Annotated in this window: 1 protein-coding gene; it reads right to left on the minus strand. The window is 72.0% G+C overall.

Annotated features, from left to right (window positions below; all coding sequences use genetic code 11):
- Positions 1–331 (minus strand): hypothetical protein (locus MZTS_RS24835; protein WP_192285993.1); only part of this gene is annotated, 331 nt, incomplete at its 3' end.
- Between the last annotated feature and the right edge of the window lie 215 nt (positions 332–546).

Raw genomic sequence — 546 nt, forward strand, 5'->3', positions numbered from 1 at the left:
GGGCCGGCCGATGCGGCGGCGCAGGGGCTTCCCGGGCCGGGGCCGGATCGAGTTCGGCCAGGGCGGCGAGCACGGCATCGACGGAGACCGGCTCGGCCTTGCAGCCGGTCAGGCAGCGCAGGCCGGGGGCGTTTTCGAGGGCGCAGGCATCCGAGGCCCAGGCGGCGAGAATCGTGTGTTTGTCCGCCCGCGAGAGCTGCGGATGCGCCAAAACCTCCCGCGGATGGCGGAACACGTCACCCGGCGCGACCAGTGCCTGCCATGCCTCGAACGAGGCGGGCTGCATCGCGGCCGGGTTCATCGGGCCGGAATGAAGACAGTGGGTATCCATCGTCGACACGGATCATCCTCCCTGAAAGCCGTGAATCACAGCGAAGAAGGGGTGCGCCCCCCGGGGGCTCGAAGGCTCCCGAGGGGATCCGTCAGGGGCCGGTGCTCTCCGGGCTCAGGCGGCCTCGGCGCGATCCTCAAGGCGGGCCGGCGCGTCGTCCTGGCCGATGGCCGTCTTCGCCGTCTTGGCCGTCTGCGCGCCGCCGATGGCGATGC

Origin of the sequence: Methylorubrum zatmanii (genome assembly GCF_014845115.1) — a bacterium.
Taxonomy (GTDB): domain Bacteria; phylum Pseudomonadota; class Alphaproteobacteria; order Rhizobiales; family Beijerinckiaceae; genus Methylobacterium; species Methylobacterium zatmanii.